This window comes from Streptomyces spinoverrucosus (assembly GCF_015712165.1).
Lineage (GTDB): Bacteria > Actinomycetota > Actinomycetes > Streptomycetales > Streptomycetaceae > Streptomyces > Streptomyces spinoverrucosus_A.
The window spans coordinates 442,131-464,592 of the sequence record NZ_JADPZX010000001.1 but is presented as its reverse complement, the minus strand read 5'-3'; the positions used below and the strand labels follow the sequence as shown (position 1 = coordinate 464,592).

18 protein-coding genes and 2 pseudogenes are annotated in these 22,462 nt (G+C 73.1%); 4 read left to right on the top strand and 16 right to left on the bottom strand.

Annotation, left to right across the window (positions count from 1 at the left end):
* From I2W78_RS02175 to I2W78_RS02165, 3 genes are read right to left on the bottom strand one after another with little or no spacing between them, the layout of a single operon-like run.
* Complete coding sequence (locus I2W78_RS02175) at positions 1 to 213, bottom strand: CDGSH iron-sulfur domain-containing protein (protein ID WP_196456419.1); 213 nt, start codon at positions 211 to 213, stop codon at positions 1 to 3.
* On the bottom strand, positions 194 to 868 hold the full coding sequence (locus I2W78_RS02170; protein ID WP_196456418.1) for a HemK2/MTQ2 family protein methyltransferase: 675 nt from the start codon (positions 866 to 868) through the stop codon (positions 194 to 196). Before I2W78_RS02170 ends, I2W78_RS02175 begins: the two co-directional genes overlap by 20 nt.
* Positions 869 to 1,891 carry an iron-containing redox enzyme family protein gene (locus I2W78_RS02165; RefSeq protein ID WP_196456417.1) on the bottom strand — a complete coding sequence of 341 codons (1,023 nt, stop codon included), beginning with the start codon at positions 1,889 to 1,891 and terminating at the stop codon, positions 869 to 871.
* Between the two features lie 5 nt (positions 1,892 to 1,896).
* On the opposite strand from I2W78_RS02165, the pseudogene I2W78_RS02160 reads away from it, so the two are divergent.
* A pseudogene (locus I2W78_RS02160) lies at positions 1,897 to 2,205 on the top strand (flavodoxin family protein); the annotation flags it as partial.
* 1 nt (position 2,206) lies between these two features.
* Here I2W78_RS02160 and I2W78_RS02155 read toward each other — a convergent pair.
* Both I2W78_RS02155 and I2W78_RS02150 read right to left on the bottom strand, forming a co-directional pair.
* Positions 2,207 to 2,398 carry a hypothetical protein gene (locus I2W78_RS02155; protein ID WP_196456416.1) on the bottom strand — a complete coding sequence of 64 codons (192 nt, stop codon included), beginning with the start codon at positions 2,396 to 2,398 and terminating at the stop codon, positions 2,207 to 2,209.
* A 63-nt stretch (positions 2,399 to 2,461) separates the two neighbouring features.
* On the bottom strand, positions 2,462 to 3,469 hold the full coding sequence (locus I2W78_RS02150; protein ID WP_196456415.1) for a Ppx/GppA phosphatase family protein: 1,008 nt from the start codon (positions 3,467 to 3,469) through the stop codon (positions 2,462 to 2,464).
* Positions 3,470 to 3,634: 165 nt separating this feature from the next.
* Between I2W78_RS02150 and I2W78_RS02145 the strand changes: the two genes are divergently transcribed.
* The gene (locus I2W78_RS02145; RefSeq protein ID WP_196456414.1) at positions 3,635 to 4,474 is read left to right on the top strand and encodes an alpha/beta fold hydrolase; all 840 of its coding nucleotides are present in this window, start codon (positions 3,635 to 3,637) and stop codon (positions 4,472 to 4,474) included.
* 10 nt (positions 4,475 to 4,484) lie between these two features.
* Here the strand turns inward: I2W78_RS02145 and I2W78_RS02140 are convergent, their stop codons facing one another.
* From I2W78_RS02140 to I2W78_RS02105, 8 genes are all read right to left on the bottom strand, one after another.
* Positions 4,485 to 5,501 (bottom strand): MASE1 domain-containing protein, encoded by a 1,017-nt coding sequence (locus tag I2W78_RS02140; RefSeq protein ID WP_196456412.1) that lies wholly within the window; start codon positions 5,499 to 5,501, stop codon positions 4,485 to 4,487.
* 114 nt (positions 5,502 to 5,615) lie between these two features.
* Positions 5,616 to 6,947, bottom strand: a complete 1,332-nt coding sequence (locus I2W78_RS02135; RefSeq protein WP_196456410.1) for a PP2C family protein-serine/threonine phosphatase — start codon at positions 6,945 to 6,947, stop codon at positions 5,616 to 5,618.
* Positions 6,947 to 7,117, bottom strand: coding sequence for a hypothetical protein (locus I2W78_RS02130; RefSeq protein WP_196456408.1), 171 nt, complete (start codon positions 7,115 to 7,117; stop codon positions 6,947 to 6,949). The genes I2W78_RS02135 and I2W78_RS02130 overlap by 1 nt, the downstream gene beginning before the upstream one ends.
* Before the next feature lie 206 nt (positions 7,118 to 7,323).
* Positions 7,324 to 10,140, bottom strand: coding sequence for an NHLP bacteriocin export ABC transporter permease/ATPase subunit (locus tag I2W78_RS02125; protein WP_196456406.1), 2,817 nt, complete (start codon positions 10,138 to 10,140; stop codon positions 7,324 to 7,326).
* 1 nt (position 10,141) lies between these two features.
* Positions 10,142 to 12,364 (bottom strand): NHLP family bacteriocin export ABC transporter peptidase/permease/ATPase subunit, encoded by a 2,223-nt coding sequence (locus I2W78_RS02120; protein WP_196456404.1) that lies wholly within the window; start codon positions 12,362 to 12,364, stop codon positions 10,142 to 10,144.
* Entirely contained in the window at positions 12,361 to 13,167 is an 807-nt protein-coding gene (locus tag I2W78_RS02115) for an HlyD family efflux transporter periplasmic adaptor subunit (RefSeq protein ID WP_196456402.1), read from the bottom strand. The genes I2W78_RS02120 and I2W78_RS02115 overlap by 4 nt, the downstream gene beginning before the upstream one ends.
* A gap of 91 nt (positions 13,168 to 13,258) precedes the next feature.
* Positions 13,259 to 13,474 carry a type A2 lantipeptide gene (locus I2W78_RS02110; RefSeq protein WP_196456400.1) on the bottom strand — a complete coding sequence of 72 codons (216 nt, stop codon included), beginning with the start codon at positions 13,472 to 13,474 and terminating at the stop codon, positions 13,259 to 13,261.
* 459 nt (positions 13,475 to 13,933) lie between these two features.
* Positions 13,934 to 14,347 (bottom strand): PaaI family thioesterase, encoded by a 414-nt coding sequence (locus I2W78_RS02105; protein ID WP_196456398.1) that lies wholly within the window; start codon positions 14,345 to 14,347, stop codon positions 13,934 to 13,936.
* A 187-nt stretch (positions 14,348 to 14,534) separates the two neighbouring features.
* Here I2W78_RS02105 and I2W78_RS02100 point away from each other — a divergent pair, with 187 nt between their 5' ends.
* Positions 14,535 to 15,869 (top strand): S1 family peptidase, encoded by a 1,335-nt coding sequence (locus I2W78_RS02100; RefSeq protein WP_196456396.1) that lies wholly within the window; start codon positions 14,535 to 14,537, stop codon positions 15,867 to 15,869.
* A gap of 74 nt (positions 15,870 to 15,943) precedes the next feature.
* Here the strand turns inward: I2W78_RS02100 and I2W78_RS02095 are convergent, their stop codons facing one another.
* Positions 15,944 to 18,088: a SpoIIE family protein phosphatase gene (locus I2W78_RS02095; protein WP_374222630.1), complete on the bottom strand. Its 2,145-nt coding sequence runs from the start codon at positions 18,086 to 18,088 to the stop codon at positions 15,944 to 15,946.
* Positions 18,089 to 18,425: 337 nt separating this feature from the next.
* Here I2W78_RS02095 and I2W78_RS02090 point away from each other — a divergent pair.
* Positions 18,426 to 18,914: pseudogene (locus I2W78_RS02090) on the top strand (LuxR C-terminal-related transcriptional regulator); the annotation flags it as partial.
* On the opposite strand, the gene I2W78_RS41325 reads toward I2W78_RS02090, so the two are convergent.
* A complete protein-coding gene (locus I2W78_RS41325) occupies positions 18,837 to 20,684 on the bottom strand; it encodes an ATP-binding cassette domain-containing protein (protein ID WP_307783580.1) in 1,848 nt (615 codons plus the stop codon). The pseudogene I2W78_RS02090 and the gene I2W78_RS41325 sit on opposite strands and share 78 nt — an antisense overlap.
* Positions 20,681 to 22,390, bottom strand: a complete 1,710-nt coding sequence (locus I2W78_RS02080; RefSeq protein ID WP_196456394.1) for an ABC transporter ATP-binding protein — start codon at positions 22,388 to 22,390, stop codon at positions 20,681 to 20,683. Before I2W78_RS02080 ends, I2W78_RS41325 begins: the two co-directional genes overlap by 4 nt.
* Positions 22,391 to 22,462: the final 72 nt, after the last annotated feature.

Below are 22,462 nucleotides of genomic sequence, written 5' to 3'. Positions count from 1 at the left end.
TCACTCGTCGGGCCGTTGCGCCCGTTCCCGGTGGCTGGTGTCGCACCAGGGGTAGCGGCGGCTGCGTCGGCAGGTGCACAGAGCGACCCGGAAGCGGTCGGAGGTGACGGTCGTACCGTCCTCCAGCTCCACTTCCACCGGGCCCTCCACCAGAAGGGGGCCGCGGCGCTGGACGGTGATCCGGCGGGGAGTGTCAGACGGGGAGTTCGGCACGGACGACCACCAGCTCTTCCTTGTCCTCGGCGGCGGACAGCAGCCCCCGCTCCCGCAGCCAGCCCTGCCGCTCCCGCAGTACGGGCCCGAAGGCGATCCGGCGGCGACTGATCACGCTCGACTTCAGGCCCGCCGCGCGCAGCAACCCCACAGTCCGCTCGGGTCCGCTGAGGGCCGAGTGGACGACCAGCAGGACCCCGCCCGGGCGCAGCAGGGCGGGCGCCTCCCGGCAGATCCGGTCCAGGACCAGCCGGCCGTCGCGGCCCGCGTCCCACGCCCGGGCCGTACCGCGCGGCCGCGAGCCCCCGTCCGGCGTCGGCACGTACGGCGGGTTGGCCAGAATCAGGTCGAACGTCTGCCCGCGCACGGGGTCGAAGAGGTTCCCGTGCCGGATGCGCACCGTCACGCCGGACAGCCAGGCGTTGATCCGGGCCGCGCCCACCGCCCGCCAGGACACGTCCACGGCCGTGACCCGCATCCCGCGGCGCGCCGCGAGCAGCGCCAGCGCACCGGTGCCGGTGCCCACGTCGAGCACGTCCGCCCCCGGTGGCAGCAGCTCCTCGGAGAGGGCCTCGGCCAGCAGGGCGGTGTCTTCCTGGGGCGTGTAGACGCCGGGGGGCACCAGAGGACTCACAGCGCTCAGGTACCCCGGCATTCAGGAATTATGGGATGTTTCGGACGGGAGCGGGGTGCGTAGTGACGACTTCCCCGACCGCCAGTCGGTGAGCAGGCGCTCGGCGAGGCGATCCTCTACATGGCCGGTCGCGTCGATTCCGAAGGCGATGTCGCGGGCCAGCCGAGGCTCCTCCGCCAGCAGACCTCCGATGACGTCGTGCCGGACGACCTGCTCGTGCACGGCGTCGGCCTCCACGTGCTCGTCGTAGAAGTGCTCGGCGGCCGGTCCGGCCCCGGTCCGGCGCATGGCCTCCGCGAGCCGCCGGGAACCCGGCGACGACGTGACCTCCACGGCGGCGAAGTGGCCCACCAGGGCGCCCCGCAGGGAACGGTGCAGGCCGAACAGGGACATGAGGTTCACCGTGGTGAGGGCCTCCGCGCAGGCCGCGTCGAGGTAGTGCCCGTACGTCGTGTCCAGGCCCAGGTCCGTCATCAGGTCGGCGAACAGCCGCGCGTGCACGCGGTCGGGGCGGCCGCCGCCGAACTCGTCGAACTCCACCGCCGCCATCCCCGCCTTCGCCCTGCCCCACAGCCGGGGCAGCACCCAGGCGTGCGGGTCCGCCTCCTTGAGGTGGTACAGGGATCGCTGGGCGGCGTACTCGCGCAGCTGCCACAGCTCGCCCCTGTCGTGCAGGAAGTGGGTGACGCCGGTGCCGTCGACCGGTTCGACGAGGATCTCGGCGAGAGCCTCCTCGACGCTGTCATGGACCGGGGTGCCGGCGCGCAGCGCGGTCAGGAAGCGGTCCTCCAGCGCGGCGCGGCCGCGCAGCAGGTCGGGGTCCCATTCGCGGTCCTCGGGCACGCCCTCGAAGCCCCGGTAGTGGAGCTCGTAACAGAGATAGAGGGCCAGCTGGAGGTCGTCGCCGTACGCGGACGCGCTCGCGATCTGCTGGTCGCCGGGCGGCGGGCCCGTACCCCGGAGGTAGCCGATGACCGCTGCGGAGAGCGGGCCGCGGGCGGACGGCAGCCGTGGGTCCCGGTGGTCGTGGTCGTCGTGCGTCATGCCGGATCGAGTACCCGGGTGACACCGGGGCTCCCGCCCGACTGGCACCGCGGCTGGAGAGGGACGGTGTGGAGGTCGAGGTGCTGCGCGCCGTCGACCTGGACATCGCGCCGGGAGTGACGAGCGAGCCGGTGCGCGAGGGCGACGCCTGGCCGGGCGTCCACGACAAGCTGCTTTGGTCCGAGGTCGACGACCAGGGCAGGCCCGTCCCCTACAACCGGGTCGCCGGGGTGGCCGTCACCGGCAACGAGGACGGCGCCCACCACGTCATCAGCGAGATCTCCGGCGCCCCCGCCGACATCGGCTACACCATCGTCAGTCCCCCGAGGACTCCTCCTGCGCGTCCGTGTCGGGCGTGATCGCGTCCCCGGCCTCGCCCTGGTGCCGGCGGTCATCAGGGGACTCCGCCTTGCGCGGCTCGGCGTCGCGGATCTCGCGCAGGACCTGCTCGCGGGCCGTCTCGGCGTGCTCCTCGGGGTGCTTGCCGTTCTCGCTGTGCTTGGTCACGGTGGCTCCCTTCTGGAAGGCCGTCTGACATCTGAAGGCCGTCTGACATGCGGAGGCCGGGGATCAGGACGTGGCGGACGCGATCCGCAGCGGTACCGGGTCCGGCGGTGCGGCATCCTCGCTGAGCCGGCAGACCTCCGCCCACCAGGCAGCGCCCTCCTCGATGTGCCGCAGCAGGACGCCCTCGCGGATCGCCCACGGGCACACGGTGACCGTCTTCAGCCCGGTCACCTTCATCGCCGTGTGCCCGATCACCGCCCCGGCCAGGCTCTGCCGGGCCCGCGGCGCGGAGATGCCGGGGAGCAGCGCCCGCTCGGTGGCAGGCAGCGCGGCCAGCCGGATCGTCGCCGCCTTCAGGTCGGCGCGCCGCAACCGCCGCTCCGCGAACGGTCCGTACCTCCCCGGCGCGGCACCGCACAGCCGGCCCAACTGCTGGAAGGTCCGCGAGGTGACCACCGCCGAGCGCGGCCCCTCCCAGCGGATGCGCGCGCCGACGTCGCGCAACTGGTGCCGGACCTTGCGGCGCAGCGCCCGTAGCTGCTCCGGCGACGGGGGATCATGCTCCGCGAAGAACTCATGGGTCAGTCGTCCCGCGCCGAGCGGCAGCGAGGCCACGAAGTCCGGCAACCGCCCCCGCCCGAAGGCCACTTCGAGCGAGCCGCCACCGATGTCCAGCAGCGCCAGCGGCCCCGACCGCCACCCCATCCAGCGCCGCGCGCCGAGGAACGAAAGCTCGGCCTCCACCTCGCCGGGCAGGGTGCACAGTTCCACCCCGGTCCCGGCCCGCACGGTGCGCAGCACCTCCAGCCGGTTCGGGGCGGCGCGAACGATGGCCGTGGCGAAGGCCAGCGGACCCGCCGCACCCCACCGCGTCGCCGTACGGCTCGCCTCGGCGACCGCTTCGACCAGCCGTTCGACGGCCTCTGCGGGGATCGCCTCCCCGGGCTTGACACACTCGGCGAGTCGCAGGCGCCACTTGGCGGTGTGCACCGGCAGCGGCACTCCGCCCTCCGCGTCCGCGACCACCAGCCGGACCGTGTTCGACCCCACATCCACCACGCTGATTCGCATGGACGGGCGGGTACCCGATGACGACCCGCTCCAACTGTCTTCACCCCCGTGCGCCGCCCCGAGTGCGCCAACATGCCGGAGGAGCCACCGTCGCCGTCCGGATCTTCCGGGCAGGGGAACCTACGTTTCGTCGGATGAGGAAGTCCGGACGAGGGGAGTGCACGCATGCGCACAGGCGTCTTCGAGGTCGATGGAGCGGGGCTGTACCACGAGGTGCGGGGGAGCGGACCTGCGCTGCTGATGATCAGCGGCGCCGGGGGAGACGCCGGGTACTACTCGGAGGTCGCCGAGGAACTCGCCGACGCCTTCACCGTGATCACCTACGACCGGCGCGGCAACTCCCGCAGCACCGGCCGCTCCACCGAGCCGATGCGGCTCACCCGGCAGGCGGCGGACGCCCGCGCGCTCATCGACGGCCTGGCGGGCGGCCGGGCGGTGGTCTTCGGCAACAGCGGCGGCGCGATCATCGGCCTCACGCTGGCCGCACGGCACCCCGAGGCACTGTCCGGCCTCATCGCGCACGAGCCGCCGGCGGTGAACGTCCTGCCCGACGGTGACCCGGACCGGGGCTTCTTCCAGGACATGGCCGCGCTGTACGCGCAGGGCGGCGGCCCGGCGGCGGGACGCCGGTTCGCGGAGACGACGCGCGGGGAGGGGACGTACCGCTGGCCGGACGACCTGTGGAAGCGGTTCCTCGGAAACCAGGACCACCTCTTCGGCGCGGAGTGGCCCGGCTTCGCCGGCTTCCGTCCGGACGAGGCCGCGCTGAAGGCGGCCCCCTTCCCCATCGTGCTGGGCGCGGGCGCGGCCGACCGGGGCGCGTACTACGCGCGGCCGTCGATCGAGATCGCCCACAGGATCGGCGTGTCCTGGGTGGAGTTCCCCGGCATCCACATGGAGTTCCTGCGGAATCCACCGGTCTTCGCGGCGGCGCTGCGGGCGCTGGCGACGCAGATGTGCGCACCACGGGGGCAGGTGCCCGCCGCATGGCTGAGCATCCCTTGACGGGCATTGATCACGGCGGCCGGGTCTGCCCGCCGTTCTCCTCCCCGTCGCCCTGGGCGTCGGGACCCGCCGGCGGGCCGCCGAGTGCCCGTGCGGTTCTCGCCACCATCTCGGAGAGTCGCCTACAGGCCCGCTCGATTTCTGCCTGGGTCTGGTTTCGCTCGGTGATGGCTGCGGCGAGCAGCAGCGCGGTGAGCGCGGCGGCGCCGTTGAATGCCTGCAGTGAGATCATCTTGGTGAGCAGGGTGTGACCGGCGAACGGGCCTGTCCCTCGGGTGGCGGCGAGGATCGCAAAGGTGGATACGGCCAGCGCGCAGGGCGCGGCTCCGGCGCGCTGGAAGCGGAAGGCCGCCCAGGTCAGCAGTGGGAAGGCGAGGAAGATCAGCGGGGCGGGGGCGGTTTGGAGAAAACCGACGCCGATGGTGGCCGCCACAAGCAGCGATGCCTCCCCCCAGCGGGATGGTGGTGTGTCCTTCGGCCGGCGCGCCGAGCGGAGTACGAGCAGCACCGGCGCCACCAGCAGAACGCCCATCGCGTCGCCGGTCCACCAGACCCACCATGTGGGCCAGAACCCACCGGCGGGCAGAGCATGAGCGAGGCGCAGGGTGCTGGTGCCCACTGTCGCGCTGATGAGCATGCCGGTGAACGCGCCGAGGAAGACCAGCGCGAGCGCGTCCCGGAAGCGGTTCATCCGGGGGTGGAACCCGGTGCGGCGAAGGAGCGCGTAGGAGCACAGGGGCGCGAGGGTGTTGCCTGTCGTGATCGCGAGCACGGCGGTGATCGATGGCCCGAGTGAGATGTTGACCAGGAAGGCACCGAGTGCGATCCCGGGCCAGACCCGCAGGCCGACCAGGAGCAGGCCGGCCAGTGCGATGCCGGTCGGGGGCCACAGCGGCGTGACCTGGCCGCGCACGAGCTGCTGGAGCAGTCCCAGCTTGGCCGAGGCGTAATACAGCGCGGCGACGGCACCGATCTGCAGGGCTGTCACGCCACCGCGCAGGAGCTTGTCGCGGCTCGCATCAGTCATCGGGAAGTCTTCCCCTCGGCCTTGCCCCGTCGTCCATCGTCCGCTGGCCCCGCCGGATCCACCACACCACCGCTCATCTGTCCTTTCGCCGCGTCGCTGTGGGCCTGTGCGGCTTCAGCGTGGGGTGCGCAGGGCGAGGATGGCCATGTCGTCGTGCCCGTCGCTGGGATGGTGGTCGGCCAGGGTCTGCACGAAGTCCTGCAGGGGCAGGGCCGCGTGCAGGGTGGCGAGTTCGGCGAGTTCGTTCAGGCTCTCGTCGATGGAGTGGTCGGGGTGTTCGACAAGGCCGTCGGTGAAGAAGACCACGGTGGCGTCCGGGGGCAGGGGGTGGGTGTGGTCGAGGCGGGGCTGCCCGCTGTCGACGTTCAGTGGTAGTCCGGGCTCCGCGACCAGGTATTCCGCCCGGCCCCCAGGAGTGATCAGCAAAGGTGGGACGTGGCCCGCGGTGCTCCAGTGCAGCCGCCAGGCAGCCCCCACGGGTTCGATGCGCGCCAGGCTGGTGGTGGTGACGGGGTTGTCGGTGATGGCTTCAAGGGTGCGATCGAGCTGGGCGAGGACCGCGCTGGGCGGAGTACGCAGGGCGAACAGCAAAGCGCGCAGCATGTGACGGGTGGAGGCCATGGCGGCGGCGGCATGCAGATCGTGGCCGACCACGTCGCCGATGACGACCGCCACCGCGCCGTCCGGAAGCAGGATGGCGTCGTACCAGTCGCCGCCCACGTGGTGGGGTTCGGCGGCGGGCCGGTAGATGGCGGCGGCGTCGAAGGGCCGCATGTCGGGCAACGTCGGCAGCAAACGCCGCTGGAAATGTTCCGATGCGGCACGAACCTGTTCGAGGAGGCGGACGTTCTCGATCGCGATGCCGGCGGCGCTGGCCAGGGCGACGACGATGCGCTCGTCCTGGATGCCGAAGGGCCGTCCGTCGCGTCGCTGGGAGAGGTAGAGGTCGCCGTAGATTTCGCCGCGGACGCTGACGGCGACGCCCAGCAGGGTGCGCAGGCATGGGTGGCCGGGTGGGAACCCGACCGAGGACGGGTGGGAGGAGATGGCGTCGATCCGCAAGGGATCGGGGTGGCGGATCAGGTGTCCGAGCACGCCCAGACCGCGAGGAAACCCCACCTCGGCCAGGGCCGCGCGTTCCTGCTCGGACAGGCCGACGGCGATGAACTGCGCCAGGCGCTCGCCGGACTCGTCAAGAACTCCCAGTGCCCCGTAGCGGGCGCCGACCAAGTCCATGGCGGTGGCCACGATGCGGTGCAGCACCCCGGGCAACTCCGACTCCCGAGTGATGGCCACCACTGCGTCCAGCAGGCCCTGAATCCGGTCCTTGGCGGCGGCCAGTGCGCGCAGCTGCTCATCGACCCGGCCCACCTCGGCATCCAGACGCCGCAACCAGTCGGGGCGGGGCGGCCGCTTCGGTCCTTCCTCCTCCTTGCCGCCCGCCATCACGATCGCCCGGCGGACCGGTACTCGTTCTCGGTGGCCCTCAGCCGGTAGGAGTCGGTGCCGGTCTGGATCAGCGTGCCGGGTAGCGGCGGCATCCGCCGCGGCGGCATCTGATGATCAAAGCCGCCTTGGGCGTCCTCATCGGTGGGTGCGGTCCTCGCGGGGCTCATGCGCTCGTGCCCTTCTGGCCATGAGGTCGGTGCTGACCGAGCCGAAGCCGAGAATAGCTTGCATGCCCGCGATGACCGCCGCACCTCGATCAGCATCCGGGTGCCTTCCCGTTCCGGAACGCCTCATGAGTGGCAGTGAAGCCGCCCTCGGCCCGGGCCTGTGCCAAGGCGGCGGCCCCGGGAACGCTTCCGGCGAGGCGGTCGTACTACGTCAACTGCCGCCGCACCAGCTCGTGCAGCCTGCCGCCCGTGTCCGCGAGCAGCTGCGCCGGTGGACCCTGCTGGGCGACCTTGCCGTCCTCCATCACGATGACGCGGTCGGCGTCCAGCACCGTCGACAGGCGGTGCGCGATGACGATGCGGGTGGCGTTGAGGGCCTTGGTGCTCTCGATGACCTTGCGCTGCGTCTCGTTGTCGAGGGCGCTGGTCGCCTCGTCGAAGAAGAGGATGCGCGGCCGGCGGATCAGCGCCTGGGCGATCATCAGCCGCTGCCGCTGGCCGCCGGAGATCGCCCCGTTGCCCGCGACGATGGTGTGCAGGCCCATCGGCATCCGCTTGATGTCCTCGGCGAGCCCCGCCATCTCGGCCGCCGCCATCGCCTCCTCCGGCGTGTACGGCTCGGTGCCGCAGATGACGTCCAGGATCGAGCCGGTGAACGGCTGGGCGTGCTGGAGCACCACCCCGCACTGCCGCCGTACGGCCGACTGATCGAGGGCGGCCAGGTCCTGACCGTCGTAGAGGACACTCCCGGAGCCCGGCTTGTCGAAGCCGATCAGCAGGCGCAGCAGCGTCGACTTGCCGCAGCCGGACGGCCCGACGACCGCCACGAACTCGCCGGGCCGCACCTCGAACGACACGTCGTCCAGGACGAGGGGGCCGTCGTCGGAGTAGCGGAAGGACAGCCGCCGCGCCTCCACGGCCCCCGTGAGCGGGCCCGGCCGGGTGCTGGCCGTACGCACCTCCGGCGTCGCCTGCAGCACCGGCTTGATCTGCTCGTACAGCGGCAGCGCGGCCACCAGCGACACGAACGCGCCCGTGATCTGCGTGACCGACGTGAGCAGCATCGTCACCGAGGTGTTGAAGGCGAGGAAGTCGGCGGCGGACATCGAGCCCCGCGCCGGGCCCGCGAGCAGCATGAACATCAGCAGCGAGCACAGCGGCAGATAGATCGCGCCGAGCACGGTGGTGAGGTTCTTGATCCGGCCCAGGCGCTGCTGGAGCTCACGGCTGCGCGCGAACTCCCGCGCCCACGCGGCGTAGGCGTAGTTCTCGGCCGCCGCGACCCGCAGCTTGGGCAGGCCGCGCAGGGTCTGGAAGGCCTGGTTGTTGAGCTTGTTGGTGAGCACGGTCAGGCGGCGCTGCCAGCGCACCTGCCACAGCCCGAGGCCCAGGAAGACGGCGGCGATCACGACGAGCATGCCCACCGCGGCCAGCGTCATCGGAACGCTGTACCAGAGCAGTAGCCCGAGGCTCATCGCTCCGACGGTGAGCGACTGGGCGACCGTGGGCCCGACTCCCGCGAGCAGGCGGCGGATCGCGCTGATGCCCATGGCCGCACTGGCCAGCTCACCCGTGGAGCGGCCGGTGAAGAACTTCGTCGGGAGCCTGAGCAGCCGGTCCCACACCGCCGGTTGGAGCGTCGCCTCGATACGACCCTCCAGGCGCAGGATCGTCATGTTCTGCAGCAGCATGAAGGCCGCCGCGACGACACTGCTGACCATCACCGCCAGACAGACCTGCGCGATCAGCCCCGCCTGGGCCTTCGGCACGAACTCGCCCAGCACCTTGCCGGTCGCGATGGGCACCAGCGCGCCGATCGCCACCGTCACCAGCCCGCTGAGCAGGAGCCCGGTCACGTCCCCGCGCGTGCCCCGCATGCAGAACCGCAGCAGCCCGAGCGGACCCAGCGGGCGTTCGGGCAGCGGCCGGTAGAACATCACCGCGCGCGGCTCGAACTCCGGCGCGTTGGCCTTCTCGATCGGCGTCTCACGTCCGGTCGCCGGATGCACCGCCACATAGCCGCCGCGCCGCCACAGCAGCGCGACCGGCGCCCCCGACAGGGCCCGCTGACCCACCAGCGGGCCCACGTTGTCATGCCACCAGCTGCCGTCAAGCCGTACCGCGCGGGTACGGACGCGCGAGGCGAGGGCGATGCGTTCGACCGGGTCGAGACGGTCGCTCTCGGTGCCGCCGTGCCCGGGGTCGGCCAGCGGGATCCCGGCCGCGGCGGCGACCAGCTTGCACGCGGCGTACGTGGCGTCCGCGTCGGCGGCGGTGGTGCGCTTGGCCGACGGCTTGCCGATCGCCGCGAGCAGCGTCCGGTCGGCCTGCGCGCGCACCTGCTCACCGGCCTTGATACCGGCGGCCGTACGGGTCTCGTGGGTCCGCTCCAGCTGTTCGATCCAGCGGTCCAGCGTGGTCAGCAGCCGGTACTGCTGGTCGACCATGGTCTGCCACAGGGCCGGGTCCATCAGCAGGTCGGCGGCCGCCTCCGCGCCGTACAGCGAGCCGTACTGGACGCTGCCGGGCGGCACCTGCATCCAGAACACGTCGTCGTCGGTCATCTCGGCGGCCCGCTCACCGGCCGTCGGTGCCTGGAAGAGGATCGACAGGCCACGGCCGACACCGAGCGCGAGGGCGTACTCCAGCGGGCTCGTGGTGGGCGGGACGTACTGCGGGTTGCCGTACTCGTCGTACGACCAGGTCTGCGTCTGCGCCGGCTGGTACAGCTCGCGCAGCCCGATGCGGTGCACCACGCAGTCCCGGACCGGGCGGGCGATCAGCGTGTGCTGCGGGCCCGCGACCGGGCCGAGCAGCAGCGAGCCCGCCTCCAGCCGACCGAGGTGGTGCCAGTGGCCCTGCTGGGCGGCGTCCACCGCGAACAGGTCCAGGGCGCCCGCCGCGACCAGCCACAGCACCTGCGGCCCTTCCAGGTCCAGACGGCTGAACCCGGCGCAGTCGATGGGCGTGCCCACCGAGCCGAGGGCGCCGAGGACGTAGTCGTCGCCGTGCACGGCTCTCATCTCACCGCTCCCTGACCAGCGCCGCGTACGCGCCGCCGCTCGCCACCAGCTCGTCGTGCCGGCCGCGTTCCACGATCGTGCCGTGCTGGAGTACGACGATCTCGTCGCTGTCCCGCACGGTGCTGAGCCGGTGTGCGATCACCACGCAGGCGCAGCCACGCCGGCGCAGATTGTCCATGACGGCCTGCTCGGTCTCGGCGTCGAGGGCGCTGGTCACCTCGTCCAGCACCAGAATGCTGGGCCGGCGCACCAACGCCCGGGCGATCTCCAGGCGTTGGCGCTGCCCGCCGGAGAAGTTGCGGCCGTCCTGCTCGACCCGGCTGTGGATGCCGCCGGGGCGGCGCATCACCACGTCGTGCAGCGCGGCGTCCTTCAGCGCCTCGACCACCGCCTCGTCCGGGATGGACGGGTCCCACAGCGCCACGTTGTCCCGCACCGAGCCCTCGAACAGGAACACGTCCTGGTCGACGAAGGAGACGGAGGCCGCGAGCGCGCCACGCGGGATGTCCTCAAGGCGCTGCCCGTCGATGCGGATCACGCCCTCCCAGGGCGTGTACAGGCCCGAGATCAGCCGGGACACGGTCGACTTCCCGCTGCCCGAGCCGCCGACGAGCGCGACCTGCTGACCCGGTCCGACGGTCAGATCGAAGCCGGTGAGCAGCGGCTTGTCGAGGGGGCTGTAGCCGAAGGTGATGTTCTCCAGCTCGACATGGCCGTGCAGCCTGCGCGTGGAGTCGCCGCCCGCGCGGTCGTACAGCGGATCCGTGCGGAAGTTCTCCACGTCCTTCAGCCGGGCCACGTCGGCCGCGAAGTCCTGGATGCGGCCCGCGACGCCGTTGAGCCGGGTCAGCGGGGCGGTGAAACGCGTGACCAGCGCCTGGAAGGCGACCAGCAGGCCGACAGAGATGGCGCCCTCGATCGCCCGCATGCCGCCGATCCACAGGATCAGCGCGCTGTTGAGCGTGGCCAGCGTCGGCGCGACCACGCCCAGCCAGGCGCTCGGCACGCCGAGCCGCTGCTGTTCCTCCAGGGTGGTGGCGTGCTGTCCGGCCCACTTGCGGAAGTAGCCGTCCTCGCCGCCGGTCGCCTTCATCGTCTCGATCAGCTGCAGGCCGGTGTACGCCGTGTTGGTGAGCCGGGCGTTGTCCGCGCGCAGCTTCGCCGTGCGGGTCGCGCGCAGCCGGATCACGACCCGCATCGCGACGACGTTCAGCAACGCCACACCGATGCCGACGAAGGTGAGTTGCGGGTCGTAGGTATAGAGGAGTACGGCGTACAGCACCACGACCACCGCGTCCACGCCCGCCGCCGCCAGGTCGCGGGCCAGCGTCTCGGCCACCGCGTCGTTCGACTGCAGGCGCTGCACCAGGTCTGCCGGGCTGCGCTGGGAGAAGAAGGTGACCGGCAGCCGCAGCAGGTGCCGCAGGAAACGGGCGCTGGACAGGGTCGAGGAGATGATGCGGCCGTGGTGCAGGTTGGCCTGTTGCAGCCAGGTCAGCACCAGCGTGAGCAGCACGCACGCGCCCATGGACGCGAACAGCACGTCCAGCAGCGAGGTCTGCCCGCCGATCAGGAACATGTCGATGTAGGTCCGGCTGAGCGCGGGTACGGCCGCGCCGACCACGACCAGCAGCAGGCTCGCCAGCACGGCGGCGGGCATCGTGCCCGCGGTGCCGCGCAGCCGGGCGGGCATCGCGCCCCAGACTCCCGGCTTGCGCCCGCCGCGCGTGAAGTCGTCGCCCGGCTCCATGGTGAGGACGACGCCGGTGAAACTGCCGTCGAAGTCCTCCATCGGTACGAAACGCCGGCCCTTGCCGGGGTCGTTGATGAACACGCCCCGGCGGCCGAAGCGGCGGCCCATGCCGTCGTAGACGACGTAGTGGTTGAACTCCCAGAACAGGACGGCCGGCGCCTTCACCTCGGCGAGGGCGGCCAGGTCCATCTGCATGCCCTTGGCGGTCAGGCCGTAACTGCGCGCCGCCTTCAGCAGATTGCTGGCGCGCGAGCCGTCGCGGGAGACACCGCAGGCGATGCGCAGCTCCTCCAGCGGGACGTGCTTGCCGTAGTGGCCGAGCACCATCGCCAAGGAGGCGGCGCCGCACTCGACGGCCTCCATCTGGAGGACGGTGGGGGTGCGGACGGTCTTGCGGCGGCCCTTGGGGACGGTGCGCTTGGGCGGGGCGGCCCGGCGGCGGCCGCGGGTTTCCGGTGCGGCGGTGGTCACGGCAGCAGCCAATCGACGGGACGCTGATCGGCCAGCCGGATCGAGCCCGTGGCCATCGTCATGGAGGTGAGGGGGTACGGCGGTCCGTCCGCCGACGACCACTTGTAGCCGCTCTCGGTGCCGGACGACTTGTCCAGTCGGACGAGCACGGCGACCGGGCGGCCGTCCTTGGTGAACTGCTCGCCGAGCTGGCTGTCGCCGAGGAACGCGGCGATCTCCTGCGGCGACTGCGGGGCGCGGTCCACGGACTTCACATGGCCGCGCAGGACGCCGTACTCCTGGGTCGGGACCGTCTGCACGGTCAGGTCCACGGCCGCGTTCGCTGGGATGGAGCCGGCGTTCTCGGCGGGGACGTACACCGTGGCGTACAGCGGGTCGTCCGCGTCGGCGACCTTCTCGACGGCGGCGACGTTCGCGCCGGTGGCGATGATCTGGCCGATGGTGGCGGCGAGCGCGGTGAGGCGGCCGGCGGCGATGGTGCGGACGACGGTCTCGCCCTCGTTCGTACGGACCTTCAGGACGGGGGAGTTCGCGGGGAGCCGTGCGCCTTCCTCGGCGAGGATCTCGGTGACCTGGCCCGCGACCGGGCTCTGCAGGATGTAGCTGCCCTCGCCGTGCGTGAGGACGGCGGGCGCGCTCACCGTGGAGGTCACCGAGCCGGTCACCGCCCACACGGACGCGGCAGCCATCGCGACCACGGTCACGGACAGTACGAGCCAGCCCTGCGGGCGGGCGAGGCGCACCGGAAGGTCGAGCTCCTCCGGCGACTGGAGCTTGGCGAGGGCCTGTTGGCGGAACTGCACGGAATTTCCCTCACCGGGTGGAGAGCGTTACGACATCCGAAGAGCCCCGGAGCCGGGTGCGGCTCCGGGACTCAACGGTACTGGTGTGCGATCAGAGACCGGCGACCAGGTTGGTGACCGGAGCGGTGTTCAGGCCGGTGACACCCTCGACGGTGCCGACGACCGTGTCGACCAGGCCGGAGACCGGGGCGATACCGTCCACCGCGCCGACGACGGTGTTCACGGCGTTCACGGAGAGGCCGCCGGAGACGTTGTCGAGCTCGGCGTCGGAGATCTCGACGGTCTCAACCTGGGGGGTGGAGTTCATGATGGAACTTCCCTTCGTATGGCAATTTCACAAGGGGGGAGCGGCCCCCTCTGGGGACAGATGGACGGCCGCGACCGCGGGTGGGCGCCGGGCACCCCTGGCCGAGGAGCTTTGGGCGGACCCCGCGGTGCGATGGATCAAAGCACGCGGCGACCGTGGGCTTCCAATCAATCAGTGGCCTCACCAGGGCACTTGAGTCCCAGTAGCCGCCATCCGTGCAGGTGTGCGCACGGCTTGTCGGCGACTTCTTCACATGCCGCCCGGCATCGCCCCGTACCGACCCCTTGCCGCCCGGTCGGCGAATCCGGCACTCCCGCCCCAAAGGCGTACCCGGGGCGCGCGATTGTGCAGAACCCCGGGTGCCGGTGACTTGGTTGAGTATTCGATGTGCAGATTCCCTGAAGCCAGGATTCCGCTCACCGTCCGGAACAGACCGTTGTTGATCGGTTACCGGCCGTATCAGCCCAGGAGTGCATAGACGGTGCTCGCGTGGGCCGCGAGTTCGCCCGTCCGTGCGGCCGTCATGGAGATGTCGGCGAACGCCATCCGGCGGCCCAGCTTCGTCAGCACCGCCCGGATCAGGACATCCGAGTCCGTCACCGCGCGCTGGAAGGACGTCGACTGCTGAACCGTCGTCATCGGCACGAAGGCGCCCCGCGCCGCCGAGACGGCGATCACGGTGGCGGTGTCGGCGGCGGCCATCAGGGCCTGCCCGGACAGCGCGCCACCCTCCCGGGCCAGCCGCGCTGACCAGGGCAGGCGCAGGACGGCCCGGTCCTCGCCCAAGTCTTCGACGGACAGTCCGAGTTCCAGCACCCAGGGGGCGAAGTTGGCGGAGAGGATCTTGTCGGCTTCGGCGGTGGTCATCGTCATATGGGGGATTGTTCCCGGCGCACGGCCGGCGCGCCCGGAGCATGGCCGATTCGACGTACGTACGGGCGCGCGGCGAACCGGAATTGAACGTCCCGCACGCCCCGTGCGTACCAGTGGCCATCCAGGCGCCCCAACAGCTGCCGAGAGACGGCGGCCCTGACCCCGTCCTCCAGGAGGTCGAGAACCCTTGAGTCACAAGCGAATTCCGAAGCGCAAGGCCGCGATCGCGGCGGGCAGCGTGGCGGCGCTCGGAGCGGCGGCACTCCTGCTGCCGAACGCCAACGCGTCCCAGGACGGTGCCGAGGACACGGCCGCCGCACCCAAGACCCTGAAGGCGGGCGACGCCTCGGACCTCGCCTCGCAGCTCGCCGGGCTGCTCGGCGACGCCTTCGCCGGCTCCTACTACGACGCCGACAACCAGCAGCTCGTCATCAACGTGGTCGGCGACAACAACCAGCTGGTCGTCCAGGCCAAGAAGGCGGGCGCGGCGGTCCGCCAGGTCGAGAACAGCACGGCCGAACTCAAGTCCGCCGCGCAGACGCTGAAGACCGAGGCCACCATCCCGGGCACCGCGTGGGCCGTCGACCCCAGGACGAACAAGATCCGGGTCACCGCCGACAGCACGGTCACCGGCGAGAAGTGGGACACGCTGGAGTCGACCGTGCAGAGCCTCGGCTCCGGCATGGCGACCATCCAGAAGTCCGCCGGCACCTTCAAGACGTTCGCCTCCGGCGGCGACGCGATATTCGGCGGCGGCTCCCGCTGCTCCCTCGGCTTCAACGTCACCGCGGGCGACGGCTCCCCGGCCTTCCTGACCGCCGGTCACTGCGGGGTCGCGGTGGCCGAGTGGTCCGACGCGCAGAACGGCGCCCCGATCGCCACCGTCGACCAGGCCGTCTTCCCGGGCGAGGGCGACTTCGCGCTCGTCAAGTACGACGACCCCGCGACCGAGGCACCGAGCGACGTCAACGTCGGCGGCGGGCAGACCGTCCCGATCCTCCAGGCCGCGGAAGCCGCCGTCGGCCAGGAGGTGTTCCGGATGGGCAGCACCACCGGCCTCGCCGACGGCACGGTCACCGGGCTCGACGCCACCGTCAACTACCCCGAGGGCACGGTCACCGGTCTCATCCAGACCAACGTCTGCGCCGAACCGGGCGACAGCGGCGGCTCGATGTTCACCCAGGACGGCCTCGCCATCGGCCTGACCTCGGGCGGCAGCGGCGACTGCACGGTCGGCGGCGAGACCTTCTTCCAGCCGGTCACCACGGCCCTGGCGGCGGTCGGTGCGACGCTGGGCGCGGGCGACGCCGGCGGTGCCGGTGAGGGTGCCGGTGCGGGCGATGGTGCCGGCGAAGGTGCCGGTGCGGGCGAAGGCGTCGGCGAAGGCGCGGGCGAAGAGGCCGGTGCCGGCGAGCAGGCGGGCGGCGGTGAAGCCGTCGGCGGGGAGCAGGCCGGTGAGGAAGCCGGTGTCGGCGACCAGTCCGGCATCGAGGACGGCTCCGGGCTGAACGGCACCAACTGACCCGCGGCTCGACCGACCCGCAGTGCGACGGTCCGGCCCTCCGGCGGGAGGGCCGGACCGCCCTGTTCAGCCGCTCAGTCGTCCCCCACAGCCCCCGTCGCCCGCAACAGCAGCAGCGCCACATCGTCGATCCGCTCCTCCCCACCCCCCTCCTGCCCCACCAGCACGTCGGCCAGCTCGTCCAGCGGCCGGTCCCCGGCCACCGCCAGCCGCCGCCCCAGCTCCACGAGCGCCTCCTCGATGTCGACACCGGGCGACTCGACGAGACCGTCGGTGTAGAGGACGAGCACCGAACCCGGCGTCAGGTCCACCTCGGTCGTCGGATACGTCGCCGCCCCGTCGATCCCCAGCAGCGGCCCACCCGCGAGGTCCAGCACGCGGACCCGGCCGTCCGGCCGCCTCAGCAGCGGCGGCGGATGCCCGGCCCGGGCCATCACCGCCCGCCCGCGTCCCGGGTCGAGCCGCAGATACAGACAGCTGGCGAACAGTTCGGACCCGAGGTCGAAGAGCAGCCGGTTGGTCCTGCTCATCACCTCGGCCGGCGACTGCCCCACCGTCGTGTACGCGCGCACGGCGGTACGGATCTGCCCCATCAGCCCGGCCGCCGTCACGTTGTGCCCCTGCACATCCCCGATCACCGCGGCCGCCAGCCCCTCGACGGGCACCACGTCGTAGAAGTCGCCGCCGATGTCCATGCCCCGGGTCCCGGCCAGGTAGCGGGCGGCAGTGTCGATGCCCGGCAGCGGCGGCAGCGAGTGGGGCAGCAGAGCGGCCTGCAACCCGTGCGCCAGCTGGTGCTTGGCGTCGTACAGCAGGGCCCGCTCCAGCGCCAGGGCGATCAGCCCGCCGAGGCTGGTCAGGACGGCCCGCTCGTCGGCGGGGAAGGCGTGCGGCTCGGCGTAGGCCAGCACACAGGTGCCCACCGGGCGTCCCGAGGCGATCAGCGGCACATAGGCCCAGGCCGCGAAGCCGTCCGGGGTGGCGTGCCGGATCGGATACAGCCGCTCCAGCTCCGCCTGGGACTCGAAGAACGCGGGCACCCCGCTGTTCAGCGCGTGCGCGCCCGGCGTCGGCGCGCTCAGCGGCGTACCGTCGAACCGCTCCACGAGGTGCGGGTCCGGGTAGCCGCGGTGCCCCAGCACATGCAGCCGCCCCGCCCGGGAGCCGAGCACGACCAGCGCCTGACTGCCCACGGCCGGCGCGATCTCCTCGGCGACCAGTTGCACCACGTCCTGCACGCTCACCGCCTCGGTGAGCGCACCGGCGAGGCTCAACAGCTGCGTGATGGTCACCAGACGGGACGGACCGTCGCTGGGCGGGGGCGCGGTCCGGCCCATCTCCGACACGGCCCGCGCCCTGCTCACCCGGACGCTCAGCCCCGTGGCGCTCGGATACAGCCGGAACGACAGCCACTCGCCCGGCGGCCGCAGCGCCACGAACGACGTGACGTGCTGGCTGATCAGCGCCGCCCGGTACCGGTCCTCGTACACCGGGTCGTTCAGCCACGGCACCGCCGCCCACAGATGGGTGCCGAGCAGCCGACTGGTCGGTACGCCGATCAGCTCGGCCGCCGCCGGGTTGGCGAAGGAGATCCGCCCGTACAGATCCAGCGAGCACAGCCCGTACGGCAGCCGCGCCACCATGCGCGTCGCCTCGACCGAGCCCAGCGTGCCGGCCGCTCTCCCCAGCGTGGTGAGCGGATCGGCCTCCGGGAGCACCGGGCGGCTCTCCTCGGCGGCCCGCTCGAGCCGCACGGCGAGCCGGTCGCAGGCCGAGGCCAGCTGCCCCCGCTCCCGGTCGGAGAGCTCGTGGGACTGCGAGCCGGGCCAGGTCACGAACACCGCCCCGTACACCTTGGTCGCGGTCGCCACCGGCAGCGCGGCCAGCGCGAAGGGGTACGGCAGGACCACGGCGACCCGTGGGTAGCGGCGCGCCATGTCGTCCTCGCCGCCCACCCAGATCAGCCGCCGCTCGCGCGCGGCCTCGGCGATCGGGATGGGGGCGCCGAGCCCCACCCGCTCCCAGGGCGCCGCGAACGCCCGGGGCAGCCCGGCCATGACCGCCATCTCCAGTACGGACTCGTCGTCGGACAGCAGGTACACCGCGCCGGAGTGCGCGTGCACGCCGTCCATCATCGAGGCCAGCGCCAGCGACATCAGGGAACCGCCGGGTGGGGCCCGGCGCTCCGCGGGCGCCTGCTTGTCGGGCACGCCGACCACCTCCTCGCAGCGCCGCGGGACGAGTCCCAGGGATCAAATCTCCCTCGTCACGGCCCGCCGCGCACGGCGAGCGCCCCCACTCACGGGGGCACCGGCGGCGACTGGACAAAGCAACCGCGTACCCCGACCGACCCGGCCCATGCCACAGGACTCGATGCGCGGGACGGAGCACGGGCGCGGTCCGCGCGCCCCCACGCACCCCGTTGGCCGGTTTTGCGTGCCCCGACGAGGCGCGGGCCGCCAAGAATGGGGCACGCGCTCAACACCATGAACCTGCGGACGGCAAGTGGAAGGGACATCGGTGATCCGGGTACTTCTGGTGCACGACGCGTGTCTGATGCGATCCATCCTGGCGGACTGGCTGCGCCGCGAACCCGATCTGGGGGTCTTCGACAGCGCCTGGTCCGGCGCCGCCGGCCGGGTCCGGTCCGTGCGGCCGGACGTCTGCGCCGTGGACCTGGACCGCGTGGACGACGACGGCATGCCGCCGCTCGGCGAGCTGACCGCCGAGGGCCCGGTGCGCACGCGGCCCAGGCTGCTGGTGCTCGCCGACGGCAACCGGCCCGGACTGCTCAGACGAGCGATCGAGGCGGGCGCGCTCGGCTACGTCGACAAGGCGGGCTCGCCCGAGCGGCTGATCCGCGCGATCCGCCGGGTCGCCGCGGGGGAACGTTTCGTCGACGACTCGCTGGGGTTCGGTTTCGTCAAGGCCGCCCAGATGCCGCTGACCCGGCGCGAGCTGAGCGTGTTAGCCCTGGCCGCCGAGGGCGCCTCCGTCGCGGAGATCGCGGGGAGCCTGCACCTGTCCCACGGGACGGTGCGCAACTACATGGCGGCCATCACCCGCAAGACCGGGGCCCGCAACCGCGTCGACGCGATCCGCATCTCGCGCGGCGAGGGCTGGCTGTGACCGCGGCGGCCGGCCACCGACCAGGGCGCGGTACGACGGTGAGCGCCGGACCAGCTCGTCATGGGTGCCGTACGCGGTGCGCGGGCCGTCCATGAGCAGCACGCGGTCGGCGCGCCGGGCCGAGCTGATGCGGTGGGCGACCACGACGAGGGTCCCGCCCGGCCGCGCCGCGAACGCCCGCTCCGCGCGCTCCTCCGCCTCCGGGTCCAGATGACAGGTCGCCTCGTCCAGCAGGGCGAGCGGCGCGTACGACAGGTAGGCCCGGGTCAGCGCGATCAGCTGGCGCTCGCCCGCCGACAGCGCGGCCGGGTCGACCTGCGCCCGAGGTCCGCCGAGGGCGTCGAGCAGCGGCGTCAGCCCGACCGCCTCGGCCGCGGCGAGCAGCTCCTCCTCGGGGACCGGGTCGGGGCGGAGGTGGCCCAGGTTCTCGGCGAGGGTGCCGGTGTGGACGTAGGCCTCCTGCGGGATCAGGACGCGGCGCGCGGCGGCGTCCGGTCCGGGGACGGGGTGCCCGCAGACGTGGACGGTGCCGTGCCGGGGGGTGAGCAGCCCGGCGGCGAGGGCGGTGAGGGTCGACTTGCCGATGCCGCTCGGGCCTACGACGGCCAGGTGGGAGCCCGGGGGGAGGGTGAGGTCGAGGTTTTCGACGACGGGGGTGCTGGTGGGGCCGTAGGCGAAGGTGACGCAGGAGAAGGCGAGGGCGGCGTTCGGGTCGCCGCTCGGGCGGGGTGGGGCTGGTGTGCCCGTGGCGCTCATGGGGGGCTCCGGCGGTGCGAGGCGTCGGAGGACGACCGCGAGGCGGGAGCCGCTGGTGCCCAGGCCGTGCACCAGGTTGCGCAGCGCGGGGAGCAGGGACTGGGTGACGTAGGCGACGGCACCGACCAGCGCGCCGGCGCTGACGCCGTGGGTGCGGAGCAGGGGCGCCGCGGCCAGCAGCAGCACGATCGGCAGCTGTCCGCCGACCGCGAGGGACGCCACGCGCAGCACGGACCAGCGGGCCAGCGAGCGGGCGGCCCGCAGCTCCGCGTCGACGCGCTCCCCGACGTCCGCGGCGATCCGGGCCTCCGCCCCGGCCGCCGTGATGTCCCGCAGGCCCGGGCACACGGTGCCCAGGTGCCCGGCGAGGGCCTCGTCGGCGGTGAGCAAGGCCTCCTGCCGGCGCGCCAGGGGCCGCAGCGAGGCGAGGAACAGGCCGAGCCCGGCGACCAGGGGCGGCACGACGACCAGCAGCAGCGCCGGGGCGAGCGAGAACAGGCCGATCAGGGCGCCGACCGTGGTGAACACGAACGAGCGCGAGACCATCACCAGGCCCGCGAAGGTGTCCCGGGCGATCTCCACCTGCTGGGTGAGCCGGGACAGCGCCGCAGAGTCCGCCTCCCGCACCCCGCGCGCCACCACCCGCGTGACGAGCCGGTCCCGAAGCGGTTCGACCAGGTCGGCGACCGCCCAGTACACCCGGCCGGTCCCGTACGCCCCGACCACGACCCCCACAGCGGCCACCCCGAGCCACGCCAGCCCGACATCGGTACGCCCCGCCAGAAACCCGGCGTCGAGCGCCCGCGCCGGCGCGTACCCCACGAGGAAGGTCTGCGCCGTCTCCAGCACCGACCACCCGCCGAGCCGCACCAGCACCCGGCGGCGGGCCCCCAGGAAGCGCAGACCCCGCCGGTGAAGCCCGTCGCTCACGCCCGCCCTCCGTCCCCGAAGACCGCCCGGTACTCCGCGTCCCTCCACAACTCCTCGTGCCGCCCCACCGCCCGCACCCGGCCGCCGTCCAGCCACGCCACCGCGTCCGCGCGGGCGGCCGTGGTGGCTCGGTGGGCCACGATGAGGCGGGTCGTCCGGCCCCGGGCCAGGAGGGCCCGCGTGATGTGGTGTTCCGTCACCGTGTCGAGGCTGGACAGGGCGTCGTCGAGGATCAGCAGGCGGCCGCCGTGGGCGAACGCGCGGGCGAGGCCCAGGCGTTGGGCCTCGCCACCGGAGAGGGGTGCCTCGGCGCAGGGCGTGGCGTAGCCCTGCGGCAGGCGGCGGACGAAGTCGTCGGCGTGGGCGGTGCGGGCGGCCTCGCGGATGCGGTCGGGGTCGGGGGAGGGGAGGCCGAGCGCGAGGGTGTCCACCACGGTGGTGCCGAGGAGAGCGGGGCGTTCGAAGGCGTGGGCGACGGCGCGGCGCAGGTCTGTGCGGGTGAGGTCGCGCAGCGGGACGCCGTCGAGCAGGATCTCGCCCGAGTCCGGGTCGGCGAGGCGTCCGGCGAGCGCGGCGAGCAGGGACTTGCCGGTGCCGGACCGGCCGACCACGGCGAGGGTGGTGCCGCCGGGGAGGTCGAGGTCGACGCCGTCGAGGACGGTGCGGGTGCCCAGGCGGGCGGTGACGCCACGCAGTTGGAGACGGCCGGGGCCGGGCGGGAGCGGGCGGGTTCCGTACGCGGGCGCGGGCTGGGCCTGCACCTGCGCGAGCCGGGCGGCGGCCGCACGGGCGCGGACCAGACCGGACAGCTGTCCGACGAGGACGCCGACGCCGGTCGCGAGGACCGCGTACCGGGCGGCGGCGAGCATCTCACCCACCGAGAGCCGGTGCCGGGCGAGCAGGACGCCCGCGACGGCGACCACGCCCAGCTGCAACAGCGGTGCCACGGCGACGGCCTGCCCGGCGGCCCGCCCCTGCACCCGCCACATGCGGTGGCCCGCCCGGGCCAGTTCGGGCAGGGGCCGCAGGATGCGCGCCGTCTCCCGGTCCGCCGTACCGGCCGCGCGGACGGTGCGGTGACCGGCGACCGCCTCGGCGAGCGCGGACGCGATCCGCCCCTGCACCCGCTGGTAGTCGGCGGCGCACTCGGCGGTGTCACGGGCGAGGGCGCGCAGCAGAAGCGCCAGTACGGGCGCCCCGGTGAGGAGCACCACCGCCGGCCACGGGTCGATCAGCGCGAGCGCCACCACGCCTCCGAGCGGCCCGGCGCACGCGGCCAGCAGCGTGGCGCGGGCGCCGGGCGCGGTCCCGGCCTGCGCGGCGTCGCCGACGACCCGCGCGACCAGCTCACCGGACCCGAACCGGGTGACGGCCCGCGGCCCCAGCGCCAGCACCTGCCCGCTCACCCGGCGCCGCAGCCAGGCCGTGGTCCGCGCGTCGACAGTCCCGACGAGCACGGTCTCGGCCGCGTCCAGCACGGCGATCAGCAGCACCAGCCCGGCGCAGCACAGCACCCAGCCGGTCGCGGAGCCGTCCGCCAGCAAGGTGTCCAGGGCCCGGCCCAGCGCGGCGGGCAGCAGCAGCCCGGCCCCCGTGGCGGCCGTACCGGCGAGGCACAGCGCCACGCACCGTGCCCCGCTGTGCCGCCCGGCCGGACGCATCAGCCCCCGTACGCCGGAATCCGCCTGTCTCGTCAGTCCTGCCATGGGAGTACCGCCTCACGGACGGACCCCGGGCGGCCCCTCCCTCGCGGGAAGTGGCCGCCCGGAGCCGTGCGG